10 protein-coding genes, 3 tRNA genes and 1 pseudogene are annotated in these 16,144 nt (G+C 70.6%); 9 read left to right on the plus strand and 5 right to left on the minus strand.

Annotated features, from left to right (window positions below; translation table 11 throughout):
• Positions 1-56 precede the first annotated feature (56 nt).
• Positions 57-3,977: an ATP-dependent RNA helicase HrpA gene (hrpA, locus tag ACFWBQ_RS17295; protein WP_385489083.1), complete on the minus strand. Its 3,921-nt coding sequence runs from the start codon at positions 3,975-3,977 to the stop codon at positions 57-59.
• A 189-nt stretch (positions 3,978-4,166) separates the two neighbouring features.
• On the opposite strand from hrpA, the gene ACFWBQ_RS17300 reads away from it, so the two are divergent.
• The 3 genes from ACFWBQ_RS17300 to ACFWBQ_RS17310 all read left to right on the plus strand — a co-directional run bounded on the left by ACFWBQ_RS17300 (position 4,167) and on the right by ACFWBQ_RS17310 (position 6,173).
• A complete protein-coding gene (locus ACFWBQ_RS17300; protein ID WP_385489086.1) occupies positions 4,167-4,514 on the plus strand; it encodes a hypothetical protein in 348 nt (115 codons plus the stop codon).
• Between the two features lie 61 nt (positions 4,515-4,575).
• Complete coding sequence (locus tag ACFWBQ_RS17305) at positions 4,576-5,331, plus strand: DsbA family protein (RefSeq protein ID WP_385489089.1); 756 nt, start codon at positions 4,576-4,578, stop codon at positions 5,329-5,331.
• Positions 5,328-6,173 (plus strand): cytochrome c biogenesis CcdA family protein, encoded by an 846-nt coding sequence (locus ACFWBQ_RS17310; protein WP_385489091.1) that lies wholly within the window; start codon positions 5,328-5,330, stop codon positions 6,171-6,173. The genes ACFWBQ_RS17305 and ACFWBQ_RS17310 overlap by 4 nt, the downstream gene beginning before the upstream one ends.
• A 38-nt stretch (positions 6,174-6,211) precedes the next feature.
• Here ACFWBQ_RS17310 and ACFWBQ_RS17315 read toward each other — a convergent pair.
• The 4 genes from ACFWBQ_RS17315 to ACFWBQ_RS17330 form a co-directional block, all read right to left on the minus strand.
• Positions 6,212-6,288: transfer RNA gene (locus tag ACFWBQ_RS17315), tRNA-Phe, on the minus strand.
• Positions 6,289-6,310: 22 nt separating this feature from the next.
• A tRNA-Asp gene (locus ACFWBQ_RS17320) sits at positions 6,311-6,385 on the minus strand.
• A 38-nt stretch (positions 6,386-6,423) separates the two neighbouring features.
• Positions 6,424-6,496: transfer RNA gene (locus tag ACFWBQ_RS17325), tRNA-Glu, on the minus strand.
• Positions 6,497-6,576: 80 nt separating this feature from the next.
• On the minus strand, positions 6,577-8,109 hold the full coding sequence (locus ACFWBQ_RS17330; RefSeq protein WP_385489094.1) for a metallophosphoesterase: 1,533 nt from the start codon (positions 8,107-8,109) through the stop codon (positions 6,577-6,579).
• 145 nt (positions 8,110-8,254) lie between these two features.
• Between ACFWBQ_RS17330 and ACFWBQ_RS17335 the strand changes: the two genes are divergently transcribed.
• The 6 genes and pseudogenes from ACFWBQ_RS17335 (at position 8,255) to ACFWBQ_RS17360 (ending at position 16,124) form a co-directional block, all read left to right on the plus strand.
• On the plus strand, positions 8,255-8,605 hold the full coding sequence (locus tag ACFWBQ_RS17335) for a metallopeptidase family protein (protein WP_385489188.1): 351 nt from the start codon (positions 8,255-8,257) through the stop codon (positions 8,603-8,605).
• Positions 8,602-9,108 carry a fluoride efflux transporter FluC gene (locus ACFWBQ_RS17340; protein ID WP_385489097.1) on the plus strand — a complete coding sequence of 169 codons (507 nt, stop codon included), beginning with the start codon at positions 8,602-8,604 and terminating at the stop codon, positions 9,106-9,108. Before ACFWBQ_RS17335 ends, ACFWBQ_RS17340 begins: the two co-directional genes overlap by 4 nt.
• A pseudogene (locus tag ACFWBQ_RS17345) lies at positions 9,105-9,476 on the plus strand (fluoride efflux transporter FluC); the annotation flags it as partial. The gene ACFWBQ_RS17340 and the pseudogene ACFWBQ_RS17345, both read left to right, overlap by 4 nt.
• Positions 9,477-9,670: 194 nt before the next feature.
• On the plus strand, positions 9,671-10,228 hold the full coding sequence (locus ACFWBQ_RS17350; RefSeq protein ID WP_385489099.1) for a hypothetical protein: 558 nt from the start codon (positions 9,671-9,673) through the stop codon (positions 10,226-10,228).
• Between the two features lie 198 nt (positions 10,229-10,426).
• Positions 10,427-12,733, plus strand: a complete 2,307-nt coding sequence (locus tag ACFWBQ_RS17355) for a DEAD/DEAH box helicase (RefSeq protein WP_385489102.1) — start codon at positions 10,427-10,429, stop codon at positions 12,731-12,733.
• A 271-nt stretch (positions 12,734-13,004) separates the two neighbouring features.
• Positions 13,005-16,124, plus strand: a complete 3,120-nt coding sequence (locus tag ACFWBQ_RS17360) for an FG-GAP-like repeat-containing protein (RefSeq protein WP_385489105.1) — start codon at positions 13,005-13,007, stop codon at positions 16,122-16,124.
• The last annotated feature ends 20 nt before the right edge of the window (positions 16,125-16,144 follow it).

Genomic DNA, 16,144 nt, shown 5'->3' on the forward strand with positions numbered 1-16,144 from the left:
GCCAGGTCGAACTCACCCATGGTGGCGGACCCGTTACGGCGCTGAAAGGGGTCGATTCACGGTGCCGCCGCGTCGATCGCCTTCACGATCCGCTTGTCCGAAACGGGCTGCGCCGTGCCCAGGGCGTGCGCGAAGTAGCTCACCCGCAGCTCCTCGATCATCCAGCGGATGTCCAGGACGTCCTGCGGCACCGGCCGTCCCTGCGGCATCTGTTCGAGCAGCCAGGCGTACTCGTCCTGCATCTCGTGGACCTTCTCCATGCGCGTGGTGTCGCGCTGGACGTTCGTCGGCATCTGCTGCAGCCGGCGGTCCTCTGCGACCAGGTAGCGCATCAGGTCGGGCAGCCTGCGCAGTCCGGTCGCGGTGACGAACCCCGGCGGTACGAGGCGGGCGAGGTGGTCCCGTACGTCCGTGACGTTGTTGATCAGGACCATGCTGTTCGTGGCCTTCAGCCGGCGCTCGCAGGCCTGCCAGGCCGCCAGGATCTGCTGCACCTGTTTGATCGTGCGCACGGTCAGGTCCACCAGATCCGCGCGCACCTTGTCGTACAGCTTCCGGAAGGACGCCTCGTCCCAGGCCGGGCCGCCGTGCGCGGCGATCAGCCGGTCCGCGGCAGCCGTCGCGCAGTCGTCGAAGAGCGCCTGGATGGAGCCGTGCGGATTGCGGGACAGGGCCAGCTTCTGCTGGTTGGTGAGCGTGTCCGAGGCGAACTTCGCGGGGTTCACCGGGATGTTCAGCAGGATCAGCCTGCGGGTGCCGCGCCACATCGCCTGCTGCTGCTCGGCCTCGGTGTCGAAGAGCCGTACGGCGACGGTCGCGCCCTGGTCGACCAGCGCCGGGTACGCCTTCACCGGCTGGCCGGCCCGCCGGGTCTCGAAGATCCGGTTCAGGGTGCCGATCGTCCAGTCCGTGAGGCCCGAACGCTCGATGGACTCGCCCGAGGGGCCCGCGGTGGCCGCCGCGGCCTGGGAGAGGGCCTGACGGGCCTTCGGGCGCAGCCGGACCTTCAGTGCTTCCAGGTCCTTGTCCTCGGCGACCTTGCGGCGCCGTTCGTCGGTGATCCGGAAGGTGATCTTCAGGTGGTCCGGGATGCGGGAGAGGTCGAAGTCGTCGGCCGTGACCGGGACGCCGACCATCCGCTGCAGCTCACGGGCGAGCGTGAGCGGCAGGGGCTCCTGGAGGGGGACGGCCCGGTCCAGGAACTTCGTCGCGTAGTTCGGGGCCGGGACGTAGTGCCGGCGGATCGGCTTGGGCAGCGAGCGGATCAGCTCGGTGACCACTTCCTCGCGCAGCCCCGGGATCTGCCAGTCGAAGCCCTCGGAGGTGACCTGGTTGAGCACCTGGAGGGGGATGTGGACGGTCACGCCGTCCGCGTCCGCCCCCGGCTCGAACTGGTACGTCACCCGGAACTTGAGCTTCCCCTGCCGCCAGGAGTCCGGGTAGTCGTCCTTGGTGACCGCGGATGCCTTCTCGTTGATGAGCATCGAGCGCTCGAAGTCGAGCGTGTCCGGCTCCTCGCGGTGCTTGTGCTTCCACCAGGAGTCGAAGTGCGCCCCCGAGACGATGTGCTCCGGGATCCGCTGATCGTAGAAATCGAAGAGCGTCTCGTCGTCCACGAGGATGTCGCGGCGCCGGGCGCGGTGCTCCAACTCCTCGACCTCGCCGAGCAGTTTGCGATTGTCATGGAAGAACTGGTGGTGCGTACGCCAGTCGCCCTCGACCAGGGCGTTCCGGATGAACAGATCGCGGGACGCCTCCTGGTCGATGCGGCCGAAATTGATCTTGCGCTGGGCGACGATCGGTACTCCGTACAGCGTGACCCGCTCGTACGCCATCACCGCCGCCTGGTCCTTCTCCCAGTGCGGCTCGCTGTAGGTGCGCTTCAGCAGGTGCTGGGCGAGCGGTTCGATCCACTCCGGCTCGACCTTCGCGTTGACCCGCGCCCAGAGCCGGGACGTCTCGACCAGCTCCGCCGACATCACGAAACGCGGCTGCTTCTTGAACAGCGCGGACCCGGGGAAGATCGCGAACTTGGCGCTGCGGGCGCCCAGATACTCGTTCTTCTCGGTGTCCTTCAGCCCGATGTGCGACAGCAGGCCGGCCAGCAGCGAGGTGTGCACCGACTGCTCCGGCGCGTCCTCCTCGTTGAGCTGGATGCCCATCTGCTTGGCGACCGTACGCAGCTGCGCGTAGATGTCCTGCCACTCCCGGATGCGCAGGAAGTTCAGGTACTCCTGCTTGCACATCCGGCGGAAGCTGGAGGAGCCCCGCTCCTTCTGCTGCTCCCGGATGTAGCGCCACAGGTTCAGGAACGCCAGGAAGTCGGACGTCTCGTCCTTGAAACGGGCGTGCTGCTGGTCGGCCTGCGTCTGCTTCTCCGAGGGCCGCTCGCGCGGGTCCTGGATGGAGAGCGCCGCGGCGATCACCATGACCTCGCGGGCGCAGCCGTTCGTGTCGGCCTCGATGACCATGCGGGCCAGGCGCGGGTCCACGGGCAGCTGCGAGAGCTTGCGGCCCAGCGGGGTGAGCCGCTTCTTCGGATCCTTCTCCTCGGGATCCAGCGCACCCAGCTCCTGGAGGAGCTGCACGCCGTCGCGGATGTTGCGGTGGTCCGGCGGGTCGATGAAGGGGAACTTCTCGATGTCGCCGAGACCTGCCGCGGTCATCTGGAGGATGACGGAGGCGAGATTGGTGCGCAGGATCTCCGGGTCGGTGAACTCCGGACGGGTCAGGAAGTCGTCCTCGGAGAACAGCCGGATGCAGATGCCGTCCGAGGTACGGCCGCAGCGGCCCTTGCGCTGGTTGGCGCTGGCCTGCGAGATCCGCTCGATCGGCAGCCGCTGGACCTTGGTGCGGTGGCTGTAGCGGGAGATACGGGCGTTGCCCGGGTCGATCACGTACTTGATGCCGGGGACCGTCAGCGAGGTCTCCGCGACATTCGTTGCCAGAACGATCCGGCGGCCTGTGTGGCGCTGGAACACGCGGTGCTGCTCGGCGTGCGAGAGGCGCGCGTAGAGGGGGAGCACCTCGGTATGTCTGAGATTCCTCTTGTTCAGCGCGTCCGCGGTGTCGCGGATCTCCCGCTCGCCGGAGAGGAAGACCAGGACGTCGCCGGGCCCTTCCGACTGGAGCTCGTCGACGGCGTCGCAGATCGCGGTGATCTGGTCGCGGTCGGAGTCCTCGCTGTCCTCTTCGAGGAGAGGCCGGTAGCGCACCTCGACCGGGTACGTACGCCCGCTGACCTCCACGATCGGCGCCGCGCCGAAGTGCTTGGCGAAGCGCTCCGGGTCGATGGTCGCCGAAGTGATGACGACCTTGAGATCGGGGCGCTTGGGCAGCAGCCGGGCCAGATAGCCCAGCAGGAAGTCGATGTTCAGTGACCGCTCGTGGGCCTCGTCGATGATGATCGTGTCGTACGCGAGAAGCTCGCGGTCCGTCTGGATCTCGGCCAGCAGGATGCCGTCCGTCATCAGCTTCAGGAACGTCGCGTCCGGGTTCACCTGGTCGGTGAAACGCACCTTCCAGCCGACGGCCTCGCCGAGCGGGGTCTTCAGCTCGTCGGCGACCCGCTCGGCGACCGTACGGGCCGCGATCCGGCGGGGCTGGGTGTGCCCGATCATGCCCCGGACGCCCCGCCCCAGCTCCATACAGATCTTGGGGATCTGCGTGGTCTTGCCGGAGCCGGTCTCACCCGCGACGATCACGACCTGGTGGTCGCGTATCGCCTCCAGGATCTCGTCCTTCTTCTGGCTGACCGGGAGCTGTTCCGGGTACGACAGGACCGGCATCCGGGCGGCGCGTCCTGCGAGCCGCCCGGCTGCTTTTCCGGCCTCGGCCGCGATCTCGTCCAGCGCGGACTGTCGGTCCTCGGGCTTACGGATGCGGCGGGCACCCTCGAGACGACGGCCGAGCCGGTGCGCGTCGCGGAGTGAGAGCTGCCCGAGCTGGGACTGGAGATCGGCAAAGGAAGTAGACATACGGATCCCAGGATCTCACCCGGGCACGAAGAGTGGCGAACGAATTCCCCACGACCGCATTTCACGCGGGTTCCGTCACACGGCCGGTGGAGCGATCGGGCACCGCGTCGGTGACCGAGAGGGCGCGCGGGATCACAGCACGTACCATTTCGGGCAACTGATCATCCGTACCTCGCCCAAGGCGGTCCCATGTCCCGTGCGCGGTGGTGCTGCCTGACGGCAGTGCTCGCAGTCGTACTGGGGCTGTTCTGCGCGCCCGCGGCGACGGCGGTGGACACCGGCACGGGCACCGTCCGGGCCGTGAGCGCCGCCGGGAACACGGGCATACCGGGCTGCGACCGGAACAGGGACCACGACGGCACCGACCCCGTCCTCCCGGCCCGGACCCGCGCCCCGCACGACCAGGCGCCCGGTCCCGCCGCAGGGGGCCTGCCCGCCACCGACCGGGGCCGGGTCCCGTTGCCGGTGCGGCTCGCCGTACGCGGTCCGGGTCCCGCCACACCCACACCCGTCGAACTCTCCGTGCTGAGGGTGTAGGCGGAGCCGCCTCCCTCTTCCTTCTCCCGCAGAACCCCCACGCACCAGCACGGAGTGCCGCATGCCCACGCCCACCCGCCCGACATCCAAGAAGCCGCTCGCCCTCGGCGCCGTCGTCGTCCTCGCCGCAGGACTGCTCGGCTACGTCTCCTACCGGGCCACCGCCCCCGACGGCGCCGCCTCCGGCACCACCGCCGCCGGCACGAGCGCGGAACCGGACGCCGACATGTACGCGGAACTGGCGGAACTGGCCCGGCGCGACGCGGGTGACAAGCTGGCCCAGGGCCGCACCGACGCCCCCGTCGTCGTCATCGAGTACGCCGACTTCAAGTGCGGCTACTGCGGAAAGTTCGCCCGGGACACCGAACCCGCACTGATCAAGAAGTACGTCGGCGACGGCACCCTGCGCATCGAGTGGCGCAACTTCCCGATCTTCGGCAAGGAGTCCGAGGCCGCCGCACGCGCATCCTGGGCGGCAGGACAGCAGGACCGTTTCCGGGCCTTCCACCGGGCCGCGTACGCCGAGGGAGCCAAGGAGAAGGGCTTCGGCAAGGACCGCCTCAGGGCCATCGCCCAGCAGGCCGGCGTCAAGGACCTCGACCGCTTCGTGCGCGACACCGACAGCAAGGCCGCCGCGCAAGCGGTCGGCAGGGACCAGGAAGAGGCGTACGGAATCGGCGCCACGTTCACTCCGTCGTTCCTCATCAACGGCCGCCCCGTGGCCGGAGCCCAGCCGATGGCCGTCTTCACCCGGGCGATCGAAGCGGCAGCGGCCGAGGCAGCCAATGTGGGCAGCGCCGGGGACCCCGCGAAGTGACCCCGGACATCGGATACTTCGCGGCCCTGCTCGGCGGGCTGCTCGCCCTCGTCAGCCCGTGCAGCGCGCTGCTGCTCCCCGCCTTCTTCGCCTACTCCATCGACTCCGCCTCACGGCTCCTGGCCCGCACCGGCATCTTCTACGCCGGCCTCGCCACCACCCTCGTACCGCTCGGCGCCGCCGGCTCGTACGCCGGACGGCTCTTCCACGGGCACCGCGATGCCCTGGTCCTCGGTGCGGGCTGGCTGATCATCGGGCTCGGCCTCGCGCAGATCGTGGGCCTGGGCTTCGCCTCCCGCCGGATCGCCGCCCTCAGCGGCCGGATCCGCCCCACGACCGCGCTCTCCGTCTACGCCCTGGGCGCGGTCTACGGGCTGGCCGGCTTCTGCGCGGGCCCGATCCTCGGCAGCGTCCTCACCGTAGCGGCCGTCAGCGGCAGCCCCGTCTACGGCGGACTGCTGCTCGCCGTCTACGCGCTGGGCATGGCCGTTCCGCTGTTCGTGCTCGCGCTGCTCTGGGAACGCTTCGATCTCGGCCGCCGGGCCTGGCTGCGTGGCCGGACCCTGCGAGCAGGCCGCTTCGAACTGCACACCACGTCCCTGCTCTCCGGTCTGTTCTTCGCCGGACTCGGGGTGCTCTTCCTCCTGTACGACGGGACGACCGCGCTGCCCGGGCTGCTGGACGTCGACGACTCGTTCGCCGTCGAGCAGTGGGCCCAGCGCATCGGCCGACGGGTGCCCGACGCACTGGCGTTGGGAGCCGTGGCGTCGGTGGTGCTGCTGATCCTCGGGGGGCAGGCGTGGCGGCGGCGCAACGGACGGAAGGAAGAGGAAGTGGCCTGACACGACGAAGGCCCCGTCCATCGGACGGGGCCTTCGGGTGGTGGCTGGGGCCGGGATCGAACCGGCGACCTATCGCTTTTCAGGCGATCGCTCGTACCAACTGAGCTACCCAGCCACGCAGCTCGTACGGGCTGCAGCGGTCCTGACGGGATTTGAACCCGCGGCCTCCACCTTGACAGGGTGGCGAGCACTCCAAACTGCTCCACAGGACCAAGCAATGTGCGAGACGAGTCTCGCACACAGTAAAGCGTGCCCCCAACGGGATTCGAACCCGTGCTACCGCCTTGAAAGGGCGGCGTCCTGGGCCACTAGACGATGAGGGCTAAGGGCCCACCTGCGCGCTTTCCAGCGCGTCGGGGACGTGAGAAGCATATGGGATGCGGGGAGGTATCGCCAAAACGGTTTACGGAGAGGGCGTGGGGAGCGTCGGGGAGGGCGAGGGACTCGCCAGGTTCTCCTCCGGAAGATGGCGGCTGACCTCGGCCGTCGTCAGGCCCAGACCGCCCAGGGTGATCTCGTCCCAGGCCTGCAGGTGCCGCGTGGCGCGGTCCAGATAGAGCACCGAGGCGCGCACCTTCTCCGGCTTCTCGTTCTGCACGGCGCGCAGCCCGCCGCCGCCCGTGGAGCCCTCGACCTTCAGTCGCGTACCCAGCTTCAGCAGTTCGTTCACCCGGTGGTGCACATGGCCGGCCAGGACGAGCGGAACGGTGCCGTCGGTCTGCCGTGCCGCGTTCGGGTCGTGGGCCACCGCGATGTCGACCGGGGTGCCTGCCCGCTGCTGGTCGCGCAGTGCGGAGGCGAGCCGCATGCCCGCCAGCTCCTCGGCCGCCCTGCCGCCGGTGGGGCGCGAGCGGTCGGGGGTGAACTGGGGGTCACCCGTACCCGCGATCCGCAGGCCGGCGACGTTCACGGCGCTGCCCTCGTCGAGGACGTGCACGTTCTTGAGGTTCTTCAGGTAGGCCTGGGTGATGTCGGAGTCGTGGTTGCCCCGCACCCACACGTAGGGCGCGCCGAGGTCGCGAATGGGGTCCAGGAAGCCGTTCTCGGCAGCCGCGCCGTGGTCCATCGTGTCGCCCGAGTCGATGATCACGTCGATCTCGTACTGCTCGACGAGCGAGTCGATGATGTGCCAGGCGGCGGGGTTGAGGTGGACGTCGGAGACGTGCAGGACCCGGATGGTGGCGGGGTCCGGCCGGTACACGGGGAGCGTGGACGTGGCGTCGTACAGCTTGGTGACGTTGGTGACGAGCCGGGCCAGTTCCTGTTGGTAGACGTCGAATTCGGTGACGATCGAGCGGGCGTCACCGACGACCGAGGGGGCGCTGGAGAGGAGCCCGGAGAACTTGGGCTCCAGGACGGACTTCGGATTCCAGGTGGCGTACGCGCTGACGCCCGATGCGGCCAGGAGGCCCAGTGCGAGCCCTCCGGCGGCCAGTGCGCGGCGCGGGCGGCGGTAGACGGCGAGGCCGAGTGCGGTGGCACCGGAGACGACGGCCACGCAGGAGCGGACGGCGAGCTCCCGGGTGCCGGCGGCGACGTCCCCGGTGACCTCGTCCTGGAGGCCGGAGAGGCGTTCGGGGTGCTTGACCAGGTCCTGGGAGCGCTCCGGATCCAGCTGGTCGACGTCGACGTCGAGCCGGACCGGGGCGATGTGGGATTTCAGTTCCAGGGCGCCGAGCGGCGACACGTTGATCTTGGTGCCGCCGCTGAGTGAGGGGCGCAGGGTCATGGTCGTGTCCATGGGCCCCACCGGCGTACGCACACTGCCGACGATCAGCAGCCCCAGCCAGGCCCCCAGCACGACGACGGCGAGCAGGCCGAGCACGCGTGTGTACGGGTGCGGGGCGGCGGCGAGCGTGCTGACGGGGGCGGTGGAGCGGGCGCTGTAGTGGTGCCGGATGCGGACGACTGCGGCGCGGAACGGGTCGCGGGCCATTGGGCCCGTATGCCCCGGTTGGATGCCGGGCATGCGGACCGCGTGGGAGGCGTGGGCCGGGCGGGTGGCTGTCCGGACGGTGCGGGCTGCCGATCCGGCCGGTGCGGCCCGCCCGCTGCGACCGCTCGTACGTGACAATGGCGGGGTGCTGGAGATGACGCGCGAGGAGTTCGAAGAGCTGGTGAGCCTGGCTCTTGACCGGGTCCCGCCGGAACTGATGCGGCTGATGGACAACGTCGCGGTGTTCGTCGAGGACGAACCGGAGCCCGGGGATCCCGATCTGCTGGGGCTCTACGAGGGCACGCCGCTCACCGATCGCGGTGAGTGGTACGCCGGGGTGCTGCCGGACCGGATCACCATCTACCGCGGGCCGACGCTGCGGATGTGCGAGTCGCGCGAGGACGTCGTCGCCGAGACCGAGGTCACGGTGGTCCACGAGATCGCCCACCACTTCGGCATCGACGACGAGCGGCTGCACGCGCTGGGGTACGGGTGAGCACGCAGGAGCCCGCCCCCGGCCGCCGGCCGGTCATCGACCCGGACGTCGATCTCTCCGTACCTGCGCAGCGCGCGGAGACCGAGGGGGCCGGTAGGTGGCAGGTTCCGGCGGTGATCGCGGCGGGGGGCGCGCTGGGTGCCACGGCCCGGTACGCGGCGTCCTTGACGTGGCCGGCTGCCGAGGGGGCGTTCCCCTGGGCCGTCTTCGTCGTCAATGTGACGGGCTGCGCCCTGATCGGGGTGCTGATGGTGCTGGTCGCCGAGCGGGGGACGGTCACCCATCCGCTGGTACGGCCGTTCCTGGGGGTCGGGGTGCTCGGCGGGTTCACCACCTTCTCGACGTACGCCGCCGACGTGTCGAAACTGATGGTGCGTCAGGAGGTGTTCGTGGCGATGGCGTACGCGCTGGCGACGGTCCTGGCGGCGCTCGGGGCCGTGTGGGGGGCGGCCGCGCTCACGCGGGTACTGGTGGACGGGCGCCGGCGGGCGCGGGCAGCGTGAACTGGCTGCTGGTCGTCATCGGAGGTGCCGTCGGTGCGCCCTTGCGCTATCTGACGGACCGTGCGGTGCAGGCCCGGCACGGGGCGGGACTGCCGTACGTGTTCCCGTGGGGGACCTTCACCGTCAATGCGGCGGGCAGCCTGCTGCTCGGGGTGCTGACGGGGGCCGCTGTATCCGCACATACGTACGCACTGCTGGGTACGGGGCTGTGCGGGGCGCTGACGACGTACTCGACGTTCTCGTACGAGACGCTGCGGCTGGCCGAGACCGGCCGGGGCTTCCTGGCGGCGGCCAATGTGGTGGCGTCCCTGCTGGTGGGGCTCGGGGCTGTGTTCCTGGGCGCGGAACTCGCAGGGGGCTTCGATGGCTCGGCGGGCTCGGCGGGCTCGGCGGGCTCGGGTGGCTCGGCGGGCTTCGGCGGCTTCGGCGGGTGACCCGGGAGCGCCCGGGGCGTGTGCGGGTGTTGTGTCCGCGCGTGTCCCCGGCGGGGTCGGGGGAGTTGAACACATCGCCCCCGATCTGTTCCCTGCTCCGCAGTCTCCCGCCCCGGAGGTGCCACCCCGTGCGCCAGTTGTCCGCCCCCGTCCGTTGGGCAGCCGTCACCGCGCTGACGATCGCCGTGTCCACAGGCTGTATGAGCGTCGGCGGGGACGCCGGGAAACCGGTTCCCTCGCGTCCGGCCGGGCAGAAGGGGGCGTCGGCCGAGCCGGGCGGTGACACCGGGCCCGGCTCGGGCCGGGCCGGCTTCGGCGGCGGTGGCCACGCCGGGGCGCAGTCCGAACGGCACGGCGCCCGCAAGCCGGCCCCGGCCGCGTCCGGGGCAGCCTCGTCCGCAGCCGCGGGGGATTCCCGTCCGGCACCCGCCCCCGGCACCCCGGTGCCGACCCTGGGCGGGCATCTGTCCACCCCGGAGCCCAGCACCCCGGGACCCGGCGAGCCGCCGCCCCCGCCGGTGACTCCGGAGCAGCCCCCGCCCGCTCCCGACCCCGATCCTTCACAGCCGCCGGAGGAGCCCTCCGCTTCGCCCGCCGCACGGTTCCGCGATGATGCGCTGGGCGTGCGGGAGAGAGTGGAGGCGTCGCCCACTCCGGAGACATCACCGCAGGTCACGCGGGTGTGAGTGGGTGTGGTTTGCGCAAAGTGGGGGAGGGTGCGTATGGTAGTAGATCGCTTGATCCCATTGCCCGGCGCCGACACAGAAGAGCGCCGTGTGGCGCGTACTCTCCCTTGCCGTGGCTGGACCGCATTGAGGCGGTCGAAATTGCGAATCACGGAGTTATGGGCGCGTGCCGAGACTCCGGAAGGTTTCGCATTTCGCATGTCAATTTCCAGTTCTGAGAACACCGTCATGCCCGAGAACGTCGAGAACAACGAGCTCGTGGAGCTCGCCGAGGCCGTAGTGGCCGCGGCTCCCGAGGCCGCTGAGGCCGTCGTGGAGGCTCCCGCCGAGCCCCAGGCCCCTGCCGCCGCAGAGGTCCCCGCCGACGCCGCAGAGGTCCCCGCCGACGCCGCAGAGGCGTCCGACGAGGCCTCCGAGGTCATCGAGGACGCCGCCGACGCCGAGCCGACCGTCACGTTCTCCTCGCTCGGACTGCCGGACGGCATCGTCCGCAAGCTCGCTCAGAACGGTGTGACCGCCCCCTTCCCGATCCAGGCAGCGACCATTCCGGACGCCCTGGCCGGCAAGGACATCCTCGGCCGCGGCCGTACCGGCTCCGGCAAGACGCTCTCCTTCGGTCTGCCGACCCTGGCCTCGCTGGCCGGCGGTCACACCGAGAAGAAGAAGCCCCGCGCGATCATCCTCACGCCGACCCGTGAGCTCGCGATGCAGGTCGCGGACGCACTGCAGCCCTACGGCGACGTCCTCGGCCTGAAGATGAAGGTCGTCTGCGGCGGTACGTCGATGAGCAACCAGATCTACGCGCTGGAGCGCGGTGTCGACGTCCTCGTCGCCACCCCGGGCCGTCTGCGCGACATCATCAACCGCGGCGCCTGCTCCCTGGCGAACGTTCAGGTCGCGGTCCTCGACGAGGCCGACCAGATGTCCGACCTGGGCTTCCTGCCCGAGGTCACCGAGCTGCTCGACCAGATCCCCGGCGGCGGCCAGCGCATGCTCTTCTCCGCCACCATGGAGAACGAGATCGGCACGCTCGTCAAGCGCTACCTGAGCAACCCGGTCACCCACGAGGTCGACAGCGCCCAGGGCAACGTCTCGACCATGTCGCACCACGTCCTCGTCGTGAAGCCGAAGGACAAGGCGCCGGTCACGGCCGCGATCGCCGCCCGTAAGGGCCGCACGATCATCTTCGTCCGCACCCAGCTGGGCGCCGACCGTATCGCCGAGCAGCTCATCGAGTCCGGCGTGAAGGCCGACGCGCTGCACGGCGGCATGACGCAGGGCGCCCGTACCCGTGTGCTCGAGGACTTCAAGAAGGGCCTCGTCAACGCGCTCGTCGCCACCGACGTCGCCGCCCGCGGCATCCACGTCGACGGCATCGACCTGGTCCTGAACGTGGACCCGGCCGGCGACCACAAGGACTACCTGCACCGCTCGGGCCGTACCGCCCGCGCCGGCAAGTCCGGTGTCGTCGTCTCGCTGGCGCTGCCGCACCAGCGCCGTCAGATCTTCCGCCTCATGGAGGACGCGGGCGTCGACGCCTCGCGCCACATCGTGCAGGGCGCGGGCGTCTTCGAGCCGGAGGTCGCCGAGATCACCGGCGCCCGTTCGCTGACCGAGGTCCAGGCCGACTCCGCGAACAACGCGGCCAAGCAGGCCGAGCGCGAGGCCGCCGACCTCACCAAGCAGCTGGAGCGCATCCAGCGCCGCGCCGTCGAGCTGCGCGAGGAGGCCGACCGCCTGGTCGCCCGTGCCGCCCGCGAGCGGGGCGACGACCCGGAGGCAGCGGTGGCCGAGGTCGCCGCCGAGGCCGAGGCCGCGCTCATCGCCGCTGTGTCCGTCCCCGAGCAGCCGGCCGCGCGCGACGACCGTCGCGACGACCGGGGCAACTACGGCCGCCGTGACGACCGTGGTGGCGACCGCGGTGGCGACCGTGGTGGATACCGCGGAAGCAACGACCGTGTCGGCGAGCGCAGTGGCCGTCCCGCCGGCGGCAACGGCTACCGCGGCAGCAGCGACCGTCCGTCGTTCCGCGGCAGCAACGACCGTCCGTCCGGCGGTTTCCGCTCCGGTGGCGGCGAGCGTCGTGACGACCGTGGTGGCCGTCCTTTCGAGCGTCGTGACAACGACCGCCCGGCGTTCAACCGTGACCGTCGTGACGAGCGTCCCTCGGGCGGTTTCCGCTCCGGTGGCGGCGAGCGTCGTGACGACCGTGGTGGCCGTCCTTTCGAGCGTCGTGACAACGACCGCCCGGCGTTCAACCGTGACAACGACCGCCCGGCGTTCAACCGTGACCGTCGTGACGAGCGTCCCTCGAGCGGCTTCCGCTCCGGCAGCGGCGACCGTCCGGTCAACCGTGACCGCCGCGACGACCGTCCCTCGAGCGGCTTCCGCGCCGGTGGCGGCTCCGACCGTCCGGCCGGCCACCGCGGTGGCACCGGCACGGGTACCGGCACCGGTACCTTCGGCCGCCGTGACGACAAGCCGCGCTGGAAGCGCAACGGCTGACCGTCGCTGACCGACTGATCCGCAGGGCCCGTACGACACTTCGGTGTTGTACGGGCCCTGCGGTGTTGTACGGCCCTGCGGTGTTGAACGGGTTCGAAACTTCCCCCCATCTCTGTGAAGATCCTGTTAGGATCCGTCCACTCGCGTGGGGGGTACGTGCAGGGGGGCAGGCCCGAGCGGCCGAATGCGCCCGGAAGCCGTTCAGTTCCGATGACCGCTTTTCCTTCCTCCTCCATGCCTGCGTGCTCATCAGTCCAGGGGAGGAACCCGAGTGGCCCACCGTGCCCTCAGCTCCGGCGTCATCGCCGCATCACTCGTACTGTCCGTCACCGCGGGCCTGTCACCGGCGGCCGCCGGTGCTCCGCAGGCGGCACGGAACGCTGCCCCGGCCGCGACGGCCGCAGCGGCCGACCCCGTGGTGGTGCCGGCCACGCTGCGCGGCTCCGTGCAGCCCTTCAACCTCGTCTCCACGGGCGGTGCCCGCGAGGCGGACGGCGTGGGCGAACTGGGCGTCTTCAACCGCGCATCCGGCGCGGTCGGCTACCGCTGGACGCGTTTCTCCGACGGCGCCCACTTCCCCGCGGGCCCGACGGGCAGTGGCACCGTCAACCGGGTGTACGGGACCGGAACCGACACGATCGCCTATCAGCGGGCGGACGAGGTCGAGCTGCGCGACATGGTGGCGGGCACCACGACGTTCGTGACGATCCCCGAGGGACTCACCTTCTCCGGCGTCTACGGGCACACGGTCGTCGCCGTGAAACTGGTGACCACGGAATCCGGCGGGACGACCACCACGGCGACTCCCGAGGCACACCTCCTCGACGTACGGGCGGACGGCACGACGCGGGACCGTACGGTCACCGGCCTCCCCGAGGGCGCCACGTACTGGCTGTCCTCGACGGCCGCGGCAGGCGACGAGAACGGCGTCCTGCTGCGCTTCATCCACGAGGGGGTCGGCCGGATGGCGCTGGTCGACCTCGAGACCGCGCACCTGAGTGGTAGCTCCGCCCGCATACAGGGGGTCGCGCCCGGATACCTTCTGACGCCCCGGTACGTGGTCTGGTACTCGTACGGCGCGGACTCCACGATCAGCGTGGTTCCCCGCTCGGACCTGGGGGCCACGCCGAAGGTCCTCACCTCACCGGCGCCCACCGAGCGCAGTGGCTACCACCTCGCCGTCGTCGGCGACTGGCTGCTGCACAACAAGGGGGGCAGCTCCCTGATGGCCACGCCTCTCGACGGTGGCGCGCCCCGGCAGGTGCTCAAGAACGCCAGGACGGAGATCGCGGCGGCCCAGGACGGTTCCGCCGCGGTCGTCGGCGGAGCCACCGGCTACGCGACGGACACCATGTGGGGGATGTACCGCGTCGTGGAGGGGCCGGACGGGGTTCCGCAGGCCACCCGTGCGGTCGACCTGTCCGCACTGCCGGTGGGGCTGGAGGGAATCGGCCTTGCCGCGGGCAGGCTGACCGCCGTCTCCCGTCCGGTATCGCTTCGTAAAGGCACCGAGCGGGAGCTCGCGGTCCAGGGAACTCCCACCTACGGACCCGCGTCCGACTCGTTCATCTCGTTCGAGACCGAATGTGGACCGCAGGACCCGGACTGCTACGCGATCCACGGCACTTCGGCGGGCGAACCCGTGTTCCTGAGGCGGCATGCGTCAGGTGGTGATGAAGTGGACATATCCCGTACGGTCTCGTTCCGTACGGGCCTCTCCGGCGGAACGATCACCGACACCGACGGCGCCTACACCGTCTACACGCACCAGGTCTCGAATCAGCAGATCGTCTACCGGAGTGCCGGCGCCGAGAAGGTACTGACCAGGACGCCTGTGGCATCCGCCGTATGGGACGGCACGTTGTGGAGCGCCGGGACGACGCCGGGCACGGTCACCTCGTACGACCTCGCCACGCGCCGGACCACGGCGACACTCTCCCTCGGATCGAACTGCGCCCCGGACGAACTGCAGGCACTCGGACGCTGGTTGTACTGGACGTGCGCGGGTACCGGCGGCGCCGGGGTGTTCGACCGTACGACGGGCAAGTCGCAGGTCGTGCCCGTCGGCGAGGCACTCCTGGGGGACGGATATCTCGTACGCCACGACAAGGCGGCCGGAAAGCTGGTGCTGACCGACCTGGTGTCCTCGGCGGCGACCGGCGCGGCGGTGACCCGCGTGGTCGGGGACCTGCCCGCGACGGAGAACCCGCAGCGGCGGGTGGCGTGGACGGTGGACAAGTACGGCGGCCATTTCGCCTACGTGGACGCCGGGCAGCGGGTGCACATCGTGCCGACCGGGGTACCTACCCAGCCGCTGTCGGCCGGCGTGGAGTCCTGGGCGGGCCAGCCCGGCCGGGAGCATCCCTGGATGTACGAGGCGAAGCTCTCCAAGCCCGCCGCCTCCTGGGCGGCCGTGTTCACGGACCTGCGGACCGGGAAGGTGGTCCGCACGGTCACGGGGGGCGAGGTGCGGGGCCTGCTCCCGGCGAACTGGGACGGCCGCACCGACGGCGGCCCACTCGCCGTCAACGGCCGCTACGGCTGGAGACTGACCGTGCAGCCGGCCGACGGTCACGGCGCCGCGCTGGTCCGCAGCGGCGAGGTCGCCCTGAGCCAGGGCGCCCCCGCCTGGCGGGACTTCGGCCGGGACGGGCTCGGTGATCTCTTCGTCGCCGTGGAGGACGGCATGCTCGGGCAGCGCCGGGGAAAGCTCCCCGGCACGGTCGGCCCGCTCAACGCCTACTGGGGTTTCGAGGACACGGCCGCGAAGAGGATCCTTCCGACCGGCGACCTCGCCGGTGACGGGTGCAACGACTACCTGGCCGCGAAGAACGACGGCACGCTGATGCGGCTGGACGGCACGTGTGGGGACGACGGCAACGACCTTCCCAGGGAGTACGTGACGATCGGCTCCGGCTGGAAGTCGTACGACATGTTCGCGCCCGGTGACATCAACGGCGACCGGATCGCGGACCTGCTGGCCCGCCAGCAGTCCACCGGCGACCTCTTCCTGTACCCGGGCGACGGCAAGGGCAGGCTGAAGGCCCGTACCCAGATCGGGGTCGGCTGGAAGGGACTCACGGTCGTGGGAGCGGGCGATCTGACCGGCGACGGCTTCGGTGACCTGCTGGTCCGCGACAGCGCCGGGGTGCTGTGGCGCTATGCCGGAACGGGCAAGGGCAGGGTCGCACCCAAGGTGCGGATCGGCTCCGGCTGGCAGGCGTACAACGCCATCGCGGCCGTCGGTGACATCACGGGTGACGGCAGGAACGACCTGCTCGCCAGGGACAAGGCCGGGGTGCTCTGGCGGTACAACGGCACGGGGACGGGCACGTTCGTGGCGCGGGCCAAGGTGGGGCCGGGCTGGAACACCTACCCCGCGATCTTCTAGCGGGGCAACGGGTGGGGTGA

Source organism: Streptomyces sp. NPDC060035 (genome assembly GCF_042736635.1).
Taxonomy (GTDB): domain Bacteria; phylum Actinomycetota; class Actinomycetes; order Streptomycetales; family Streptomycetaceae; genus Streptomyces.